Source organism: Pseudomonas sp. UMAB-40 (assembly GCF_900095275.1).
Lineage (GTDB): Bacteria > Pseudomonadota > Gammaproteobacteria > Pseudomonadales > Pseudomonadaceae > Aquipseudomonas > Aquipseudomonas mandelii_B.
Genome location: NZ_LT607561.1, coordinates 132470 through 151637 on the forward strand (window position 1 = coordinate 132470; position 19168 = coordinate 151637).

Below are 19168 nucleotides of genomic sequence, written 5' to 3' on the forward strand. Positions count from 1 at the left end.
TTGCGCGCGGCAGGGGATCTGAGTGCGGCGGGGATGAGGAAATGATCCAGTGCGCGCTCGGCGGCATCGTGGAGTTTTTTGGAATCGAGGGATTCATACGGGGAAACGTCGTCTGTTCCCGGGGGATTCGGAGTTTCTTTAATCATTGGCAAAGATCCTTAGAGTCGAGGAGCTGCCACTTTTCGTTTTCCAGACGAAGGGGTGGCAGCTGTACGCGGACTGGAAAAACCGAGAAAGGATCAAACCCGGCAGACCCGGAGGTCTCCCACGCACAGCCGCCATAACTCAGATCGCGGTGCTGAAAAAGCGCCGCATTATGTCATGTGCATTGATCCTTCTTCGGGTTTTCCAGACCCGATCGCTGAAATGCCAGCGACCCACAAAGCCTACCCATTTCCCGTCTGACCCAACAACCGACAGAACCCGTCGGAAACATTCCCCAAAATCACCGCGTCTGTAGGACCGTGAAATCAGTTCGCCACCCGAACCCCGCCCAGACTCCCACTCAATTCATACGCCACCAGTTCCGCCTGATGCGCCGCCAATATTTCCGGCAACGACCCGCGCAGGTACTCGACCCAGGTCTTGATCTTCGCGTCCAGGTACTGCCGCGACGGGTAGATTGCATACAGATTCAGTTCTTGCGAGCGGTAGTTCGGCATCACCCGCACCAGCGTGCCGTTGCGCAAGCCTTCAATCGCCGCGTACACCGGCAACACGCCGACGCCCATGCCGCTGATGATTGCGGTTTTCATGGCATCGGCCGAGTTCACCAGGAACGGCGAGCTGTTGATGGTGACCATTTCCTGGCCTTCCGGGCCGTCGAAGGTCCATTTCTCCAGCGGGATCACCGGGCTCACCAAGCGCAGGCACGCGTGGTTGAGCAAGTCGCTGGGTTTGTGTGCGCAGCCGTTGGCTTTCACATAGGCCGGCGAGGCGCAGACGATGCTGTAGGTGATGCCCAGGCGCTGGGAGACGAAGCCCGAGTCTGGCAGTTCGCTGGCCAGCACGATGGACACGTCGTAGCCCTCGTCGAGCAGGTCCGGCACGCGGTTGGCCATGGTCAGGTCGAAGGTCACGTCCGGGTGGGTCTTGCGGTAGCGGGCGATGGCGTCGATCACGAAGTGCTGACCGATGCCGGTCATGGTGTGCACTTTGAGCTGCCCGGCCGGACGCGCGTGGGCGTCGCTGGCCTCGGCTTCGGCTTCTTCGACGTAGGCCAGGATCTGTTCGCAACGCAACAGATAGCGTTTGCCGGCCTCGGTCAGGGCGATGCGACGGGTGGTGCGGTTGAGCAGGCGAGTTTGCAGGTGGGCTTCCAGGTTGGAAACCGCGCGCGAGACGTTGGCCGTGGTGGTGTCCAGTTGCACGGCGGCGGCGGTGAAGCTGCCGGCCTCGGCCACGTAACTGAAGGCGCGCATGTTTTGCAAAGTGTCCATGGGGTGCTCTCGGGTGCGATGGCAAATTGTGACACAAGGTTTCAGAGACTGAGACCCCGACCAAGGGATTATCGCGTTAACGGTAACAAAGATTCACAGGATTCCCAGCTTATCGCCACTAAGACCCACCCCTAGAATTGCGCCCACCTCCTACAGGGGGCCTCTCCCACCTCAGGAATTTTCAGCAGTGCCGCGTCGCATCAACAGAGCGCTTCAGACGCTCAGTGTTCTGGCTTTATCCCTGACCCTCAGCGGCTGCATCGGAACCGGAGGAATTGCCCCGCAGGGCAAGGCACTGGAGGCCGATTCACTGGCCACCGACGACGCCATCCAGAGCGCCGCGCAGGACGCTCACTGGCCCACCGCGCAATGGTGGCAGGCCTATGGCGACCCGCAACTGAACCGCTGGATCGACCTCGCCGTGCAAGGCAGCCCGACCATGGCCATGGCCGCCGCGCGGGTGCGGCAGGCCAGGTCCATCGCCGGCATCGCCGAGTCCGCCGAGTCATTGCAGGTCAATGGCGAATCCACCCTCAAACGCCACAACTGGCCCACCGATCAGTTCTACGGGCCGGGCGAGTTGGCCAACACGACCACCTGGGACAACAACGCCGCGCTGGGTTTCAGCTACGCCCTGGACCTCTGGGGCCGCGAAAGCAACGCCACCGAGCGCGCCGTGGACTTGGCGCATATGACGGTCGCCGAAGCGCGTCTGGCCCAGCTCGAATTGCAGAACAACATCGTGCGCGCCTACATCGAACTGTCGTTGCACTACGCGCAGCGGGACATTGTCGAGGCGACCCTGAAACAGCAGCAGCAAATTCTCGATCTGGCGCAAAAACGCCTGAACGGCGGCATCGGCACCCATTTCGAGGTCAGTCAGGCAGAAACGCCCTTACCGGAAACCCATCGCCAGATCGATGCGCTGGACGAAGAAATCGCCCTGAGCCGTAACCAATTGGCGGCCCTCGCCGGGAAAGGCCCGGGCGATGGCGGGCAGTTGCAACGACCCACATTGTCATTGGCCGCGCGGCTGAAACTGCCGTCGGCGCTGCCCGCACAATTGCTCGGTCAACGCCCGGACGTGGTCGCCAGTCGCTGGCAAGTCGCGGCCCAGGCGCGTGGCATTGATGTTGCCCATGCCGGTTTCTACCCCAACGTCGATCTGGTCGGCAGCCTCGGCTACATGGCCACCGGCGGTGGGGCGCTGGAGTTTTTGACCGGCAAGAAACTCAACTACAGCGTCGGCCCGGCGATCTCGTTGCCGATCTTCGACGGCGGGCGCTTGCGTTCGGAGCTGGGCGAAGCCTCGGCCGGGTATGACATCGCTGTGGCCAGGTACAACCAGACGCTGGTCAACGCGCTGAAAAACATCTCCGACCAGTTGATCCGCCGCGAGTCCATGGACAAGCAGCAAACCTTCGCCGCCGAGTCGGTGGCCACTGCGCAGAAGACTTATGACATCGCGATGGTCGCGTATCAGCGCGGGCTCACCGATTACCTGAACGTGCTCAATGCGCAGACCTTGTTGTTCAAGCAGCAGCAGGTTCAGCAGCAGGTTCAGGCCGCACGCCTGAGTGCCCATGCCGAATTGGTGACCGCGCTGGGTGGCGGGCTGGGGGCGGGGACCGATGTGCCGACGGACAGCCAGACCCAGGCGCCGAAAACCCCGGCCCTTTTAAAGAGCCTCTCGAATTGAACACGATGTTCCAGGTTCATCCGCATTTGTGGCGAGGGAGCTTGCTCCCGCTTGAGTGCGCAGCACTCACAAAATGTGAGGTGGCTGCCCGAATATTGGGGCCGCTACGCAGCCCGGCGCGAGCAAGCTCGCTCGCCACAGAATCTCTTTTGCCTCACGTGCTTCCAGGATACTCATGACTCCCACGCCCGCACCTCTGCGCTGGCTGTATTCCCTTGAATGGCGCCGGGGTTTCTTTGACTGGGCACGCAGCGACGGCGTGACCTGGGTCTACATTTTCAAAGTGCTGTTCGCCGCGTTCCTGACCCTGTGGCTGGCAATGCGTCTGGAGTTGCCGCAACCACGCACGGCGATGATCACCGTGTTCATCGTCATGCAACCGCAAAGCGGCCAGGTGTTCGCCAAGAGTTTTTACCGCTTCCTGGGCACGCTGACCGGGTCGGCGGTGATGGTGGCGCTGATTGCCCTGTTCGCCCAAAACACCGAACTGTTCCTCGGCTCGCTGGCGATTTGGGTGGGCATTTGCTCGGCCGGTGCGGCGCGTTATCGCAACTTTCGCGCCTACGGTTTTGTACTCGCCGGGTACACTGCCGCGATGGTCGGTTTGCCGGCGTTGGCCCACCCGGACGGCGCGTTCATGGCGGCGGTCTGGCGCGTACTGGAAATCTCCCTGGGGATTCTCTGCGCCACCGTGGTCAGCGCCGCGATCCTGCCGCAGACCGCCAGCGCGGCGATGCGCAACGCCTTGTATCAGCGTTTCGGCGTGTTCGCTTTGTTCGTCACCGATGGCCTGCGCGGTCGCAGCAAACGCGAGGCTTTCGAAGCGAGTAACGTGCGCTTTATCGCCGAGGCTGTCGGGCTGGAAGGGCTGCGCAGCGTCACCGTGTTCGAAGACCCGCACATGCGCCGGCGCAACGGACGACTGAGTCGCTTGAACAGCGAGTTCATGGGCATCACCACGCGGTTCAACGCCTTACACCAATTGCTCGAACGCTTGCGCAGCAGCGGCGCTGACCATGTGGTGGCGGCGATCAAACCGGGGTTGCAGGACCTGGCAGAATTGCTCGACGGCTTCAGCGGTCGCGCCTTGACCAGCCCCGACGCCGCGCGCCTGGCCAGCGCATTGGCGACCTACAAGGAGAACCTGCCGGCGCGGGTTCGCAGCCTGCGGACGACCTTTCAGGAAAGTGATCCGAGCGACGCCGAGCAGCTCGATTTCCACACCGCCTACGAACTGCTCTATCGCTTCGTCGACGAGTTGCACAGTTATGCACAGACCCACGCGTCACTGGCCGATCACAGTCATGCGCGCGAGCAATGGGACGAGCCGTTCACCCCGCAAACCAACTGGATGGCCTCGGCGGCGTCGGGGATTCGGGCGGCGTTCATTCTGCTGGTGCTGGGCAGTTATTGGGTGGCGACGGCATGGCCGAGCGGGGCGACCATGACGCTGATCGCGGCGGCTACCGTCGGCCTTTCAGCCGCGACACCGAACCCGAAACGCATGGCTTTTCAGATGGCGTGCGGGACGTTCCTCGGGGCGCTGATCGGCTTCGTCGAGATGTTTTTCATCTTCCCGTGGATCGACGGTTTTCCGTTGCTGTGCGTGATGCTCGCACCGGTGATCGTCCTCGGTTCGTTCCTCACATCGCGGCCGCAATACGCCGGTGTCGGCCTCGGGCTGCTGATCTTCTTCAGCACCGGTTCGGTGCCGGACAACCTCACCGTCTACAACCCTTACGCGTTCATCAACGACTACATCGCCATGGTGCTCGGCATGCTGGTGTGCGCGGCGGCCGGGGCGATTATTCTGCCGCCGAACAGCCGCTGGTTGTGGCGCCGGCTCGAGCAGGATTTGCGCGGGCAAGTGGTGTATGCGATCAGCGGAAAGCTCAAGGGCCTGGCGTCGAGTTTCGAAAGCCGGACCCGGGACTTGCTGCATCAGGCTTACGGCCTCGCAGTGGGTCAGCCGCAGGTGCAACGGGACTTGCTGCGCTGGATGTTCGTGGTGCTGGAAGTCGGCCACGCGATCATCGAGTTGCGCAAGGAACAAGCGATTCTGCCGGTGCATCCGGCCTACGCCGAATCCCAGCCGTGGCGCCAGGCAATCCGCGTGATGGGCCGCTCGCTGGTGCGGCTGTTCCTGCAACCGAGCCAGAGCAATCTGGAGCGCGGCTTGATCGCGGTCGACCATGCCATCAGTCGCGTGCAGGCCACCGACGAACCGTTCGCGCCGCACTTCGACACCTCGGCTTTGCGTCGGGTGAAGAGTTATCTGCACTTCATCCGCACCTCGCTGCTGGACCCGCAATCACCGCTCTCCGCCTACGCCAGCACTTCGCCCCAAGGACTTGAACATGCCTCGTGAAATCGCCTTCCACGGCGTGTACATGCCGACCATGACGCTGATGTTTTTCATCGCTGCGGCGCTGGCCTGGGCGCTGGACCGGTTTTTGTCCGGGTTCGATCTGTACCGTTTCTTCTGGCACCCGGCGCTGCTGCGCCTGAGCCTGTTTACCTGTCTGTTCGGCGCCCTGGCGCTGACTGTCTACCGTTGAGAACGCTCCTCATGAAAAAGCTTTTCAGCCTGCTCGCCACCCTGCTGGTGCTGGCCCTCGCGATAGGGATCGGCCGCACCCTCTGGGTGCATTACATGGACACGCCGTGGACCCGCGACGGCCGGGTGCGCGCCGACATCATCAACGTCGCCGCCGACGTCACCGGCGAAGTGGTGGATGTGCCGGTGCGTGACAACCAACAAGTGAAGAAGGGTGATCTGCTGATGCGCATCGACCCCGAGCACTACCGCATCGCGGTCAAACAGGCGCAGGCCCTGGTGGCCTCGCGCAAGTCAACGTGGGAGATGCGCAAGGTCAACGCCCATCGCCGCGCCGACATGGACGCCTTGGTGATCTCGAAGGAAAACCGCGACGACGCCAGCAACATCGCCGACTCGGCCCTGGCCGATTACCAACATGCCCAGGCACAACTGGAAGCCGCTGAACTGAACCTCAAACGCACTGAGGTCCGTGCTGCGGTGGACGGCTATGTCACCAACCTCAACGTACATCGCGGCGACTACGCGCGCATCGGCGAAGCGAAAATGGCCGTGGTCGATATGAACTCGTTCTGGGTCTATGGCTTCTTCGAGGAAACCAAACTGCCGCACGTGCGGGTGGGCGACAAGGCCGACATGCAGCTAATGAGTGGGGAAGTGTTGAAGGGGCATGTGGAAAGCATCTCCCGTGGCATCTACGACCGGGACAACCCGGAGAGCCGCGAGCTGATTGCGGACGTGAATCCGACGTTCAACTGGGTGCGCCTGGCGCAGCGAGTGCCAGTGCGGATTCACATTGATGAAGTGCCGGAAGGTGTTCTTTTGGCGGCGGGGATCACGTGTACGGTGGTGGTAAAGCAGGGTTCCGAGTAACACAGATTTCGGCGAGCCATGGCTCTGGATTAAGGTGCCTGCACCTCACTTGCCGTCAGGCTTTGCGCAACGCATCGAATTCGGTGTCTGCATTTTGGCCATTGACCAGGAGGATTCCGGCAGTACCGAACTTTGAGCTGAGTGTCCCGTCCGGGTTCAGCATTGCCACAAAACCGTGTTTCATTTCGCCCTGCGCCAGCGCATGGCCGGCAACCAGGATCCGGCCGCTGGACAGGATGTGGCAATCGTTCAGAGCGGTGGAGGTTGTTGCATCGGGCAGTTTTATTTCAACCCGTCCCTCTTTTCCGAACGTTTTTACCGGGAAGCCCAATGCGTCAAATTTGAGAAGCGTCGCTGTTTCGACATCAGGCACGCCTGTCACGTAATTGGCCCCAACGATAATGCTTCCACCGGCAAGGGTGTTTATCACTGGCGATCCGCCAATGCAGGGATGGCGACCGCTTGTGTTTTTGACGATGACTCGCCCATTGTCACCGAAGTTTTTGTCCCAGCTTCCGCGGCTATCTATGCACAGAATCGCTATGTGTGGAGCCAGGCAGTCAGGTGATGTTGACCAGCCAACCATAAAGACCCGGCCATTGGCCGCGGCAGTTTTAACACCCCCGGCATTGCCTGGCGCAGCGAATTTAAGCTGGTCCGGGTTCCAGGTTTCATAACGGTCTTGCGCTTTATCGCTGGGAACATCGGGTAGGGACTGGGCCATCATGTCGACTCCCTCCTGCATCAAGGGTTAGTTGCCGGGGCGTAAATTGATCTCGGATGACTAATGGCGTCGAGCCCCAGGCCCTGTCCTCATTACTCACCTGTTTTCAGTGCCTCGACTTTGTGCTGACCTGATGGAGGTTGTCTACTGTCAACTCTGACAGTAGACAGGGGCTAAATGTTGTGTCTGAAGGGTGTGGTCCGACGCGACCCGCGTCTTACTCCTTGCAAAACGTCTCATGCAAATGCCGCCAGATTACTGGACCGGATGCCTGCTTTTCGAACACCACCGTTGATCGCCGATCCGAATGCAACCCCGTCGCATCCGTCTGCTGCTCGCGATAGCTCACCACCGCGCCACCGTCGTACAGCGCAATACCTCGCAACTCACTAAGCTCGATCCTGAAGCCGAGCTTCTTCCCGCCGGCCAGCAGGAACAACTCGCTCAATGCCTCAAAATCCAGCACCCGACCGAGGGGCGAGATCATGGAAAACTGCGGCGAAAATCGGGTCAGCAGGCGTTCAAGTGCGGACTCGTCCTGGTCCTCGGCCAGCCATTGTTCGATGGCGACGTGGGCCTGGATCACTTCGTCGAAGTACTCGGTGTAGTCGGTCATGGTTGTTTCCTGAGTTTTTGCGAGCCTGCTCGCGATAGCGTCGACTCGGTCTTAGAGTGACCCCTTCAACCCGAACCGCTTCATCAACCCCGCCTCCAACAATCCCTTAGGCAGCAACCCCGCCAACAACGGCAACGCCCGGCTGCCATTGCCCAGGCGAATCAGCCGCGGTGGTTTGCTTTGTTGCACAGCCTTGAGCAAACCAACGGCAAACTCTTTGGCCGGCGTCGGTTTGTCCTGTGAGGCCTTGGCCCGCGCACGAATGCCTTCACGCAGCGGAAACCACGGCGATTGCTCGGTGATCAACTGCTCCGCCTCATGCCCGGCATTCTTGGCGAAGCTGGACTCGATCGCGCCTGGCTGCACCTCCATCACACGGATACCGAACGGCGCCAGCTCCATGCGCAATGCATCGCTCAAGGCATGGACAGCGGCTTTCGAGGCGCAATACGCGCCGGCAAACGGTGTGACCAACACCCCCGAAACGCTGCCGATGTTCACCACGATCCCTTTGGCCCGACGCAGCACCGGAAACAGTGCGCGGGTCACACCGACAATCGCAAACACATTGGTTTCGAACTGCCGCTGCATCGCCGGCACACCGCCGTCCAGCAGCGGCCCCATGGCGCCATAACCGGCGTTGTTGATCAGCACATCAAGGCCGCCATGTTGCTGGTTGATTCGCTCGCTCAACTGTTCAAGCGCCGCGCCGTCGTTGACGTCCAGCTGCACGGCCGTGAAACCGGCGGTGGCTAATGCGGCCACATCTTCAGCCTTGCGGGCGCTGGCCCAGACTTCGTAGCCGGCACCTCTGAACACATCGGCGAGGGCGCGGCCAATGCCGCTGGAGCAACCGGTAATCAACGCAACGGGCATGGCGCGGTCCTTGTGCAAAAAGAAGTAGGGGGGGATCAGTCGGAGAAACTACCCTGCAAACGCTCGGCGCGAAACTCCAGGGTTTGCGGGCGATAGCCAGGGCGCAGTGGCGGCAGGGGCAAGCAGTCTTCCCAGTTGGCGCCGGCTTGCAGTTCGCCGGGGCCGCGATAGCGCGGGGCGGCGTATTGATTGTCGGCCAGATTGACCGTATCGCCCGGCGCATATGCGGCGACGCGCCAACGCAACTCGGTCAGTGGCACGTCGTTGCCGTTGTTCATGGTCAGCTTCAACGGTCGATCCGCCGGGCAGTGTTCCGGCGCGTAGGTGATGCGCAACTCCAGGCGCGCCAGTTGCTTGACCTCGCGGTTATCCAGCCAGATCACCCACGTGGCCACCAAACCCAGCCCGATGGCGGCCGCCACAGAGACGGGCAAGGCCTTGGCCGGGTAGCGCAGCAACAGGATCAGCCAGGTGATGACCAGCAAGACGCCGATGAACATGACGCAAAACCTCGGAAAGGGATGCGAGCATCCTACCTAAGCCTGGATGAGGTGGCGATGGGATTGATGCTGGCGGTGTTCTGACTGGCTCCATCGCGAGCAAGCTCGCTCCCACAGTGGACCGGAGTCGGCCCCAAGATCTGTGACTCACCGAAAACCCTGTGGGAGCGAGCTTGCTCGCGATGAGGCCAGCCGAGGCAGCGAAAAAACCAGACAAAAAAAAAGCCCCCGACCCACCCGCTGCGGATAGGGAAAACGCAGCGGACTGGACGGGGGCTTTTTGTTTTTACTTAACGCTTACTGCGCGATGGTTTTCACCGACACGCCACGTTCGATCGGGGTAGAGCGACCGTAGATATCTTCGAACCGCTCGATATCGTCTTCGCCCAGGTAGCTGCCCGATTGCACTTCGATGATCTCGAGTGGAATCTTGCCCGGGTTGCGCAGACGGTGAACCGAAGCGATCGGGATGTAGGTCGACTGGTTTTCGCAGAGCAGGAACACGTTTTCGTCGCAGGTCACTTCGGCGGTGCCGCTGACCACGATCCAGTGTTCGGCGCGGTGGTGGTGCATTTGCAGGGACAGGCACGCGCCCGGTTTGACCGAGATGTGCTTGACCTGGAAACGGCCGCCCATGTCCACCGAGTCGTAGGAGCCCCACGGACGATAGACTTCGCAGTGATTCTGGGTTTCGCTGCGGCCCTGTTCGTTCAGGGTGTTGACCATCTGTTTCACGCCTTGGACCGAGTCCTTGTGGGCGATCATCATGGCGTCCTTGGTTTCGACGACCACGATGTTTTCCAGGCCGATCACCGACACCAGTTTGCCGTTGCCGTGGATCATGCAGTTTTTGCTGTCCTGGATGACCACGTCGCCTTTGGTGACGTTGCCGTTGAGGTCTTTTTCATTCACTTCCCACAACGACGCCCAGCAACCGACATCACTCCAGCCGGCAGTCAGCGGTACGACGCAGGCGCGCTGGGTTTTTTCCATCACCGCGTAGTCGATGGAGTTGTCCGGGCAGCAGGCGAAGGTGGCTTCGTCGAAGGTGATGGTGTCGGCATCTTGCTCGCTGCGCTCAAGGGTCAGCAGGCAGGTGTCGTAGATGTCCGGATCGTGTTTTTTCAGCTCTTCCAGGAAGCGGCTGGCACGGAACAGGAACATGCCGCTGTTCCAGAAGTAACCGCCGGACTGGACGAACTCGGTGGCGCGTTTCACGTCCGGTTTTTCGACGAAGTGCGAGACACGGCTGACGCCTTCGGGCAGCAGCGAGTCGGCGGTCGATTTGATGTAGCCGTAACCGGTTTCCGGTTTGGTGGCCGGTACGCCGAACAACACCATTTCGCCGTTTTCCGCAGCGACGGTGGCCAGTGCCAGTGCGCGTTGCAAGGCTTTCTGGTCATCCAGCACGTGGTCGGCCGGCAGCACCAGCATCAATTCGTCACGACCTTCGTTGACCAGCATCATCGCGGTCAGGGCCACGGCCGGCGCGGTGTTGCGACCGAACGGTTCCATCAGGATGCGCTGCACTTCGAGCTTACGGGTGCTCAGCTGCTCGTTGACGATGAAGCGGTGGTCCTTGTTGCAGACCACGATCGGGGAGTCCATGCCTTCGAACACCAGGCGTTCCAGGGTTTGCTGGAACAGCGTGTGTTCGCCGGTCAGGGCGAGGAACTGTTTAGGGAATTGCTTACGCGAAAGCGGCCAAAGACGTGAGCCGCTACCACCTGACAAGATCACCGGAATCATGTTGTTACTCCTTGAAAATCGTATGGGTCAGAGCTACTGCGTTCTGTCGTTTCACTCTTGTTCTTATTCCGTGTCCGGATGACCTCGGTCCACTGTGGGAGCTGGCTTGCCTGCGATGGCATCACCTCGGTGCATCTGTTGCACCGAGTCGTCTGCATCGCGGGCAAGCCCGCTCCCACATCGAAACGGGTCAGCCGGACAAATGTGTTAGCGCGTCGAAACCGGGCGTTTTACCCAGACTGGCGACAAGCTGCTGCCTTTACCGGTGACGTACAGCACGGCGGCTTCACCGCGTTCCAGGGCAACCGGTTTCACGTCGCCGACTTTGGTCGCGCCGTCGTACAGGGCCAGGCTGACTTTGACCGGGTTGATTTCACGTTCGCCACGGCCTTTGGCCGCCACGGACGGGACCACTTCGGTCTTGCCGTCAGCGGTTTTCAGGGTCAGGGCCTTGTCGCTGAGGTTCTGCACGCGAACCAGGGATTTCTGCTTGTTCTTGAACGGCGGTTCTTCGATCAGTTGCGGCGCGCCGCTGGCGTTGTTGACCAGGGTGTAATAGTGGTCACCGGCCAGTTTCACCGGCAGGGTCTGGCTGCCGACCTTGGCGCTGTAGTCGCCGCCCGGCATGAAGCTGAAGTCAGTGCTGGACAGCGGCGCGACTTCGGCCAGGTTGGTGGTGCCGACGGTGGCGCTGACTTCAGCGTTACCGGCGTTGTAGACACGCACGAAGCTCGAACCTTTTGGTGCAGTCGGGCCATAGAGTGCGGCGTCGCCAGCGAAGGCGGACATCGACAACACGCTCATGCCTGCAACGAGTGCGAAGGTCTTGGCGAGACGGCGAGGAGTAGTAGTGAAAGTCATGGTGTACCTCTCTTTCAGTTTTGCGCCCGGTCGGGCGTCTCGGATTTAGTGTTTGCGGCTACGTTTTGTTGGCGGGCGCCGGCTTCTTTGAGCTCTGCGACCCACTGCGGGTCGGCGTCGCCGATTTCGTTGTTCACAGGCAGATAACGTTCAGGAAACTCCCAGATCAGCACCTGTGGCGGGCTGTTCTTGAAAGCATCACTTTTCAGGTAGCTGAGCATCGGCAGAATCGGGCCGTGGCCGTCTTCGGCGTAATTGACCACGTCGCTTTGCAACGCTTGTTTCAGCGCCCCGACGAAGTTCCAGTTAGGGTTGGCGCTGTAGCTGGTGCCGATCAGGGCCACCGGCACTTCGGTGTTGGCGAATAGCGCGTCATCACCGGCAGGCTGGTCTTGCGCCACCACGGTGTTGCGCTTTTGTAAAGGTTCAGTCTTCGGCATCAGGTTTTCGAACAGCGGGTCCAGCGGCAGGAACAACCGCAGGTCGCCCTTGTGCGTGACCTTCTCCGCAGGTTCGGTGACGAAGCGTTGCGGCTCGCCGCTGAGCGGAGTTTTCTCGGCAATGGTTTTGGCCAGGGTCTCGGCGGCGATTTGTGCGCCTTCCGGGGTCCAGTGGGTGTCGGTGCGCAAGAACACTTGCTGACCGTCCAGCTTGGCTTTCAGCATCGGACCGAACAGGTCGGGCGCGATGATCTTGTTGGCCGCCACGCGAGCGTGGAAGTCTTCATAGAGGTTGGCGTGAATGCTCGAAGGCTTCACTTCGCCCAGGTGTTCCGGGTACAGACGCGTCTTGGCCGGCACGATCGCCATCACCAGTTTCACGCCTTTGGCTTTGAGCTCCTGGCGCACGCCTTCGACCAGCGCGTAGTTGCCTTGCAGATTCAACTCTTCGTTGACGATCGGGTTGAATTCTTCATCGCTGTACAACCACTGATCGCGACCGAGCACCACGCCCGGACGACCCTCGTTGAACAGTTTAAAATCCAGCGCGGCCCAAAGGTTGGTGCCCAGGCGCTTGATCGGGAACTCTTCGTCGTAATGGGTTTCCACGGCTTTGGCCCAGCGGCCATTGAGCACCGTCGCATCGGCGTTGGTGCTGAAGCCGAAGAAGCTGCGCGTCGACCACAGCCCCAGCACCAGCAGGGTCACCATGAACAGGGCGATGTAGAAGATACGTAATGAGCGGGTCATGGTCAGATCCCTCAGAACTGGAAGTAAAGGAACGGCGAGAAGCTTTGCGCCGAGAGTTTGAAAATCGAGGCGATGAACAGCACCAGTACCAGCGTGCGCATCACGTAACGCGACCAGTCCGCCGTCCAGTAAGCCGGTTGCACAGTCGCTTCAACGCCGACGGTGTAACCAGGCTCGTGGATGCTGCCCGGGTTGTCGCCCGGCACGGCTTTGATCATTCCAGGCGTCGCGGTGGCCGGGCCATCGGCCTCGACGTTCACAACAGGCTTGGTCTTTTCAGGCGGCAGGTTGCTGTAGAAATCGCGGATGCCGAAGAACGCCAGGGTCATGTAAGCCACCACCAGGGTCGCCACTTGCAGGCCGGTGAGGCTGGCCGCGTTGAGTTCCGACAGTGACCATTCGCCGAAGCTGAACATCGCGCCGTACATGCGACCGGCGACGTGCAGGTTTTCCGAGCGGAAGATCACCCAGCCCATGACCACGAGCAGGAAAGTCAGGGCCCAGCGGATCGGGTTGATGCTGCGTGGCGAGGTGTTCAGGCCCAGGGCCTTTTCGATCGCCAGCCACATGCCGTGCCACGCACCCCAGACGATGTAGGTGATGTTCGCGCCATGCCACAGACCACCGAGCAGCATGGTCAGGAACAGGTTGCGATAGGTCATCAGCGTGCCTTTACGGTTGCCGCCGAGGGTGATGTACAGATAGTCACGCAACCAGGTCGACAGGCTGATGTGCCAGCGACGCCAGAACTCGGTGATCGACTGGCTGATGTACGGCTGCTTGAAGTTTTCCATGAAGCGGAAACCCATCATCAAGCCCAGGCCGATGGCCATGTCGCTGTAGCCGGAGAAGTCGAAATACAACTGCGCGGTGTAGGCGAGGGCGCCCAGCCAGGCGTCGCCCGTGGTCGGGTTCTGCAAGGCGAAGCAATGGTCGGCCACCACCGCGAGGGTGTCGGCGATGAAGACCTTTTTGATGAAACCCTGCATGAACCGCGTGGCACCTTCGGAGAACTTGTCGAGGGTGTGGGTGCGGTTGTTGAACTGGTCGGCGAGGTCGCGAAAACGCAACACCGGGCCGGCGATCAAGTGCGGGAAGATCGCCACGAATGCGGCAAAGTCGATCAGGTTGCGCGTCGCCGGGGTGTCACCGCGGTAGACGTCGATGATGTAGCTGATGGACTCGAAGATGTAGAACGAGATCCCGATCGGCAACAGCACGTGGGTCAGGATGAACGGCGACAGACCGACCGACGTCATCATCGCGTTGATGCTGTCGACGCCGAAGTTGGCGTACTTGAAGTAGCCGAGGATGCACAGGTCGACGGCCACGCCCAGGAGCAACCAGCGTTGTGCCGGTTTGGTCCGAACGCCTGCTGCACCGACTTTGAGGCCGATCCAGTAGTTCCACAACGTGACGGCTGCGAACAGCGCAAGGAAGTCCACACGCCACCAGGCATAGAACAGGTAGCTGGCGAGCAGCAGCAGCAGGTTGCGATAGCGTATTCCGCTCAAGTAGTACATGCCGAGAAAGATCGGCAGGAACAAAAACAGGAACACGTTGGATGAAAATACCATCCCGGTCTCTCCATGTTTAACCACAGTCAAGGGCCGCAGCCCCCCCAAACCCCCCATCGAAATCGAGGGGTAAAACGATGTTTCCTTGAGGGTGTGGTTGGCCTCAAGACCAACCCCTCACCCCCCGCCCTCTCCCTAGAGGGGAGAGGGCGCCTGATCTCTGTCGTTTTCAGAACCAGAGATCGACTCGATATTTCAGGTCGCCGGTACTCGAACAGACATCACGGTCAGTCCCCTCGCCCCTCCGGGGAGAGGGTTAGGGTGAGGGCTGGTTTTCAGCCCCACCACAACTCACGAACCTTTTTTGCCTTTTTCGTTGGCCGGGTCGTAGACCTTGGTCAGGTCACCCCCGAGGCGGAAGGTCTTGAACGGCTGCATCTCGTGTTTTTTCTCGAGCACATCCGGCGAGCAGGTGTAGAGCGTGCAGAACGGTTCGAGCCAGGCGAATTTCGAATCGACCTTGAGGTCGGTCATGTCCTGTTCTTTACCGTTCTTCTTCTCGAATTCGTCCGGGTCTTCTACCCCCGATAGCACTCGATCACCCAGGCGTTTCAGCGCGCCGTTGTTTTCCTGGCGCAAATCCACACCGTTGACCTGGGCGAAACTGGCGATCATCGCCAGCGGCGGCAGGGCGTAGTTGTGATAGGCGAGGGCGCGTTGCTGGCGCTTGAGTTCGTTGGGCAGGAAACCCTGGGCGTCAATTTGATTGGCGGCGACCTTGAATTCCTTCACCGACCAGTCGAACAGGTCGCGGCGGTTGGTGGCGATGGACGTTGCCATCACCGACCAGGCGGACCAGTACGAGTGGTTGTTGGTTTTTTCCAGCGGCAGGTTGTCCCAATCACTGACCACCTGATCCGCCATTTTGCTGAACCAGGCTTCGATCAATTGCGACTCTTGCTGATGGTTCGCCAACGGGTGCGAGTCAGAGAACTTCAGGCGAATGTACGACGAGGCCATGCTGCCCAACGCCCATTTGCGCATGGACTTGCCGGTGTGGTTGAAGTCCTTGGACATCAACGCATCGGCCTTGGCCCAGGCGGTCAACCAGTTCAAAGTGCATTCCAGTTGTTCCGGACGACCGTCACGCATGTACTGCATCACGCGCTTGCTGGTGCCGCGCTCAATCTTGGTGATGTCGGCGGTGGTGTCGCGGAAAGCTTTTTCCGAGGCTTCGTTCAGGGTCGAACGGGCCTTGTCGGAGCCTTCGTACTTGCTGCGAAATTGCAGCGAGCCGGTGTATGGCGTCGGCACCGCATCACAGCCTTCGCTCTTGTCGCCGGTTTTGACTTTTTCAATCGGCGCGAAGTAACCCTGTGGCGGACGCAGTGGCGCGGCGGCCTGGGTGGCGCCGGCGAACATCGCCAACGTCAGCAGGGAGGGCGCGAGTAACTTTTTCAAAGTTCGGGTTTGCATGCATGTCATAAGAGGTTGCCTCATTGCCCGGCTTGAGCGGTACGCTGCCCAGCGCCAGGGAATACATTGCGTTTGCAGATTTTCGCTTCGACTTTCTGTGGCGTGGCACCTGCTTCAGGGCCCTGGATTTCGACGGCCAGCAGATTCTGCGTGGCCCAGTCTTCGTCCGTGCGCAACTCAAAGGCAAAGCGCCCGTCGGTGTCGGAAGTTTCCGGTTTTTCGATTTTGATGTCCTCGTGGCGACCGTTCATGTACCAGAGGGTGGCTTGCAGAGTTTTCACCGATGGATCGGCGAAGCGGATGTCGACCTGGTGGCTGCTGTTCTGCAGGTTCAGGTTCTTGCTGTTGACCATCAATTCGTTCTTGCCCGGTTTCAACGTGGTGCTGCCGGTCATCTGTGCATCCTTTCCTTCGCAACCGTTGTCCAGCAGCGCCATCATCTGGCGGTAGATGGTTTCCTGGTCGAGGCGATAGAGCGGCGAGAATTCCCAGATCAGAATCTTCGGCGGCTTGGTCTGGAACTCTTCGCTGCCCAAATACTGCAGCATCGAACCTTCCAGGCCACCGCCGGGGAACGCCACGTTGAGGATGTCGGCGCCGATGGCCTCTTCGAGGAAACCGGCGAAGTTGTAGTTCTTGCCACTGTGGCTGGTGCCGACCAGGGTGATCTCGGGATTGCCGGAGTCACTGAACAGGTCGCCGTCGGCCGCTTCGCCCTTGGGCTCGGTGGTGAACTGATCCATGTACTGGATCGCGTAGCTGGTGCCACAGAGTTGACCGGCCATGTTGTGTAATGTTCCGGTCTTGCCCATGCGACCCGACTTATGGCTCTCGAATTCGCGCTTGGGAATGTCAGCGAACTCAGGCAATTGCTTGATTTTCTCGCCGACGATTTTCGCCGTGCGCTGGGCGCCATACGGCGTCCAGTGTTGGTCGCCGCGGAAGTAGAAATCGTGGGCCGGCAAGGTGTCGGGCAGCGATTCGTTGGTCAGCGGCGACAGGTCCGGAACCACGTAGCCCATGGCGGCGAAACGCCCGAGCATGGTCTTGTAGTTCTTCAGTGCCTTGTCGAAATCGAACTTGGCTTTGTCTTCGGGATTGAGCTTGTTGCGGTTCACCAGGCCACGGGTCGGCTGGTAAACGACGACCAGTTCTATGCCTTTGCTCTTGAACGCATCGTGCAGCTCTTTCATGCGTTTGTAGCCGGCGGGCGTGGTGTCGAATTCGGTGCGCAAGTCTTCCTGGGTACGGAACAGCCAATCGCCCTGAGCCTGCACCAGCGTGGTGAAGTTCTGCTGATAGCGCGTGGTGTAGTTCTTCGCGTCGTGGGCTTCGGGGCACAGGTTGCAGCACGGCTCGGCGCTGAAGCTCGGGGCTTTGACTTCATCGGCACGGACGCCGGCGCTGGCCGCGAGAATGCCAGCGGTCAGGGCCGACAGGCTGAGTAATTTGATCAAGTGTGGGTGCATAAAATTATCCTCAGTCCTGCATTTCGGTCTGGCGTTCGACAGGGTCGATCAGCACGGCTTTCTGCTGGCGCACCAGCAGGTCGAGAATTTCATCCTGACGCTCGCCAAGAATCCCGTTGAAGCTGATGCCACTGGATTTGGTCGGGGCGAGCATGGACACGCGGTACAACTCGACGCTCAGCGGCGAGTCGATGGACAGCGGTCCGCTGCCGTTGCCGGCCAGTTCGCCACCGACGATGATCAGTGAGACCTGGGCGTCGAACGGGTCGAGCTTGATGTCCCGGTCGGTGTCGGTCAGGTCCTTGATGTGGCCGTAGACGCCCGTCAGGCCGTTGGCCATGGCGAGGTTTTCGTAGAGGCGAATGTTCACGCTGTTACGAATACGGATGCCGTGGCGACGGTTGCTGATCACCTTGTTGCCGTAAATCAGATTGTCGCCACTCTCGTAGAGGGTGATGCCGTCCGTGTGGTTCTTGTAGATCTCGTTGTAGGCGATCAGGTTGTTCACGCTGTTACGGTCGATCACCAGGCCCGACAACTTGTTGTCGTAGCTGCGGTTGTTGAAGATGAAGCTGTTGTTGACCTCACGGGAAATAATGATCCCGTGCTTCTTCTTGGTCCCGTACACCGTGTTGTCGGCAATGATCAGACCGTGGGAGCGGTCATGCGGGTCGATGCCGTAGACGATGTTGTCTTTGTAGGTGTTGCCCTTGACCACGAAGTCTTGGGTTTCGTAGCAGTAGAAGCCGTACCACATGTCCGAGAACTCGGAGCCGACGATCCAGCCCGTCGGTTCAGGACGCTTGAGTACCTTGGCCATGTTCGGCGTGTACTGGGAAATACTCACGCCGTAGGACTTACTGTTGGCGTAGCCGAAACTGGCGATCTTGCTGTTGGCGATGTAGGTCTGGGTGCCGCCCCAGGACAGCAGGAACGGACGGAATTCTTTTGGCGACTTGAAGGCCGCCGGGCCGTTTGCCTTCTCGCTCCAGCCAGTGATTTTGGTATCACGCACGAATAGCTGACCGTCGTTGACCAGGAACGAACCGGACTCTTGGGACAGGCGCAATTCCTGGGTCTGCTTGTCGATTTCCAGGATGCCTTTCTCACCCACCACGATCGGCAACTTCGCCAGGAACACACCCGGCGAGGTTTCGCTGAAGTACTGCTTGGGTACTTTCTTGGCCAGGTCCTTGAGGTTCATGTAGCCGTCGTCGACGAAGATCGCCTGCGGGATACCGTGCTGACGCACCACCCATTCAGCCATTTTGTTGTCGCCGCCGATGAAGTCCTTCAGGGCGTTTTCCTGCATCATCCGGCGCACGCTGATTTTGCCGGCCTTAGTGCGCACGACTTTCGCGGCGATGGCTTCGGCGGTGTAGCCGGAGGTGTCCGGCAGTTTCGGTTTTTCCAGTTCCAGCGGTGCGGTCGGTGCGCTGCTGACGGTGTAGGTCTTGGCCTGTTGCAACCCTTTGGCAATGGTCGCCGGTTGCCCTTTTTGAACGGGCGAGGCCGGCTCCACTGTGGCGAAGGCTGCCGTGCTGGCCAGCAGCATCGCGCCGGCCAGCAAGGTTATCGAGCCTCTCTTCGGACTGTTCATGTCAGGAACTCCCTTAGCGGTT

Annotated in this window: 16 protein-coding genes; 4 read left to right on the forward strand and 12 right to left on the reverse strand. The window is 60.2% G+C overall.

The annotated features are described in order from the left end of the window. Positions 1-470: 470 nt before the first annotated feature. Positions 471-1439: a LysR family transcriptional regulator gene (locus K0F88_RS16855; protein ID WP_010463147.1), complete on the reverse strand. Its 969-nt coding sequence runs from the start codon at positions 1437-1439 to the stop codon at positions 471-473. A 187-nt stretch (positions 1440-1626) separates the two neighbouring features. On the opposite strand from K0F88_RS16855, the gene K0F88_RS16860 reads away from it, so the two are divergent. The 4 genes from K0F88_RS16860 (at position 1627) to K0F88_RS16875 (ending at position 6568) form a co-directional block, all read left to right on the forward strand. Further along, positions 1627-3138 (forward strand): efflux transporter outer membrane subunit, encoded by a 1512-nt coding sequence (locus tag K0F88_RS16860; protein WP_219095776.1) that lies wholly within the window; start codon positions 1627-1629, stop codon positions 3136-3138. Positions 3139-3313: 175 nt separating this feature from the next. After that, entirely contained in the window at positions 3314-5506 is a 2193-nt protein-coding gene (locus K0F88_RS16865) for an FUSC family protein (RefSeq protein ID WP_219095777.1), read from the forward strand. Next, the gene (locus K0F88_RS16870) at positions 5496-5696 is read left to right on the forward strand and encodes a DUF1656 domain-containing protein (RefSeq protein WP_007896379.1); all 201 of its coding nucleotides are present in this window, start codon (positions 5496-5498) and stop codon (positions 5694-5696) included. The genes K0F88_RS16865 and K0F88_RS16870 overlap by 11 nt, the downstream gene beginning before the upstream one ends. An 11-nt stretch (positions 5697-5707) precedes the next feature. Beyond that, positions 5708-6568, forward strand: coding sequence for an HlyD family secretion protein (locus tag K0F88_RS16875; RefSeq protein WP_219095778.1), 861 nt, complete (start codon positions 5708-5710; stop codon positions 6566-6568). A gap of 55 nt (positions 6569-6623) precedes the next feature. Here K0F88_RS16875 and K0F88_RS16880 read toward each other — a convergent pair whose 3' ends face one another. From K0F88_RS16880 to algG, 11 genes are all read right to left on the reverse strand, one after another. Next, positions 6624-7295: a hypothetical protein gene (locus K0F88_RS16880; RefSeq protein ID WP_219095779.1), complete on the reverse strand. Its 672-nt coding sequence runs from the start codon at positions 7293-7295 to the stop codon at positions 6624-6626. Between the two features lie 214 nt (positions 7296-7509). Beyond that, the gene (locus tag K0F88_RS16885; protein WP_094469020.1) at positions 7510-7908 is read right to left on the reverse strand and encodes a DUF4440 domain-containing protein; all 399 of its coding nucleotides are present in this window, start codon (positions 7906-7908) and stop codon (positions 7510-7512) included. 51 nt (positions 7909-7959) lie between these two features. Next, on the reverse strand, positions 7960-8784 hold the full coding sequence (locus K0F88_RS16890; RefSeq protein WP_219095780.1) for an SDR family oxidoreductase: 825 nt from the start codon (positions 8782-8784) through the stop codon (positions 7960-7962). 35 nt (positions 8785-8819) lie between these two features. Further along, entirely contained in the window at positions 8820-9284 is a 465-nt protein-coding gene (locus tag K0F88_RS16895) for a multidrug transporter (RefSeq protein WP_219095781.1), read from the reverse strand. Between the two features lie 297 nt (positions 9285-9581). Next, a complete protein-coding gene (locus tag K0F88_RS16900) occupies positions 9582-11033 on the reverse strand; it encodes a mannose-1-phosphate guanylyltransferase/mannose-6-phosphate isomerase (RefSeq protein WP_219095782.1) in 1452 nt (483 codons plus the stop codon). A 207-nt stretch (positions 11034-11240) separates the two neighbouring features. Continuing rightward, the gene (locus K0F88_RS16905) at positions 11241-11894 is read right to left on the reverse strand and encodes an alginate O-acetyltransferase AlgF (protein ID WP_131063359.1); all 654 of its coding nucleotides are present in this window, start codon (positions 11892-11894) and stop codon (positions 11241-11243) included. A gap of 14 nt (positions 11895-11908) precedes the next feature. After that, the gene (locus K0F88_RS16910; protein WP_219095783.1) at positions 11909-13084 is read right to left on the reverse strand and encodes an alginate O-acetyltransferase; all 1176 of its coding nucleotides are present in this window, start codon (positions 13082-13084) and stop codon (positions 11909-11911) included. Between the two features lie 11 nt (positions 13085-13095). After that, a complete protein-coding gene (locus tag K0F88_RS16915; RefSeq protein WP_219095784.1) occupies positions 13096-14661 on the reverse strand; it encodes an MBOAT family protein in 1566 nt (521 codons plus the stop codon). Positions 14662-14952: 291 nt separating this feature from the next. Continuing rightward, positions 14953-16086: a mannuronate-specific alginate lyase gene (locus tag K0F88_RS16920; protein ID WP_219095785.1), complete on the reverse strand. Its 1134-nt coding sequence runs from the start codon at positions 16084-16086 to the stop codon at positions 14953-14955. A gap of 11 nt (positions 16087-16097) precedes the next feature. Continuing rightward, positions 16098-17546: an alginate O-acetyltransferase gene (locus tag K0F88_RS16925; RefSeq protein WP_219095786.1), complete on the reverse strand. Its 1449-nt coding sequence runs from the start codon at positions 17544-17546 to the stop codon at positions 16098-16100. A gap of 10 nt (positions 17547-17556) precedes the next feature. After that, on the reverse strand, positions 17557-19146 hold the full coding sequence (gene algG / locus K0F88_RS16930; protein ID WP_219095787.1) for a mannuronan 5-epimerase AlgG: 1590 nt from the start codon (positions 19144-19146) through the stop codon (positions 17557-17559). Positions 19147-19168 lie beyond the last annotated feature (22 nt).

What these genes read in the sequence shown, in the direction of transcription:
- K0F88_RS16855 (WP_010463147.1), bottom strand. Translation starts at nt 1,439, where the DNA reads ATGGACACTTTGCAAAACATGCGCGCCTTCAGTTACGTGGCCGAGGCC.
- K0F88_RS16865 (WP_219095777.1), top strand. Translation starts at nt 3,314, where the DNA reads ATGACTCCCACGCCCGCACCTCTGCGCTGGCTGTATTCCCTTGAATGG.
- K0F88_RS16870 (WP_007896379.1), top strand. Translation starts at nt 5,496, where the DNA reads ATGCCTCGTGAAATCGCCTTCCACGGCGTGTACATGCCGACCATGACG.
- K0F88_RS16875 (WP_219095778.1), top strand. Translation starts at nt 5,708, where the DNA reads ATGAAAAAGCTTTTCAGCCTGCTCGCCACCCTGCTGGTGCTGGCCCTC.
- K0F88_RS16880 (WP_219095779.1), bottom strand. Translation starts at nt 7,295, where the DNA reads ATGATGGCCCAGTCCCTACCCGATGTTCCCAGCGATAAAGCGCAAGAC.
- K0F88_RS16885 (WP_094469020.1), bottom strand. Translation starts at nt 7,908, where the DNA reads ATGACCGACTACACCGAGTACTTCGACGAAGTGATCCAGGCCCACGTC.
- K0F88_RS16890 (WP_219095780.1), bottom strand. Translation starts at nt 8,784, where the DNA reads ATGCCCGTTGCGTTGATTACCGGTTGCTCCAGCGGCATTGGCCGCGCC.
- K0F88_RS16895 (WP_219095781.1), bottom strand. Translation starts at nt 9,284, where the DNA reads ATGTTCATCGGCGTCTTGCTGGTCATCACCTGGCTGATCCTGTTGCTG.
- K0F88_RS16900 (WP_219095782.1), bottom strand. Translation starts at nt 11,033, where the DNA reads ATGATTCCGGTGATCTTGTCAGGTGGTAGCGGCTCACGTCTTTGGCCG.
- K0F88_RS16905 (WP_131063359.1), bottom strand. Translation starts at nt 11,894, where the DNA reads ATGACTTTCACTACTACTCCTCGCCGTCTCGCCAAGACCTTCGCACTC.
- K0F88_RS16910 (WP_219095783.1), bottom strand. Translation starts at nt 13,084, where the DNA reads ATGACCCGCTCATTACGTATCTTCTACATCGCCCTGTTCATGGTGACC.
- K0F88_RS16915 (WP_219095784.1), bottom strand. Translation starts at nt 14,661, where the DNA reads ATGGTATTTTCATCCAACGTGTTCCTGTTTTTGTTCCTGCCGATCTTT.
- K0F88_RS16920 (WP_219095785.1), bottom strand. Translation starts at nt 16,086, where the DNA reads ATGACATGCATGCAAACCCGAACTTTGAAAAAGTTACTCGCGCCCTCC.
- K0F88_RS16925 (WP_219095786.1), bottom strand. Translation starts at nt 17,546, where the DNA reads ATGCACCCACACTTGATCAAATTACTCAGCCTGTCGGCCCTGACCGCT.
- algG (WP_219095787.1), bottom strand. Translation starts at nt 19,146, where the DNA reads ATGAACAGTCCGAAGAGAGGCTCGATAACCTTGCTGGCCGGCGCGATG.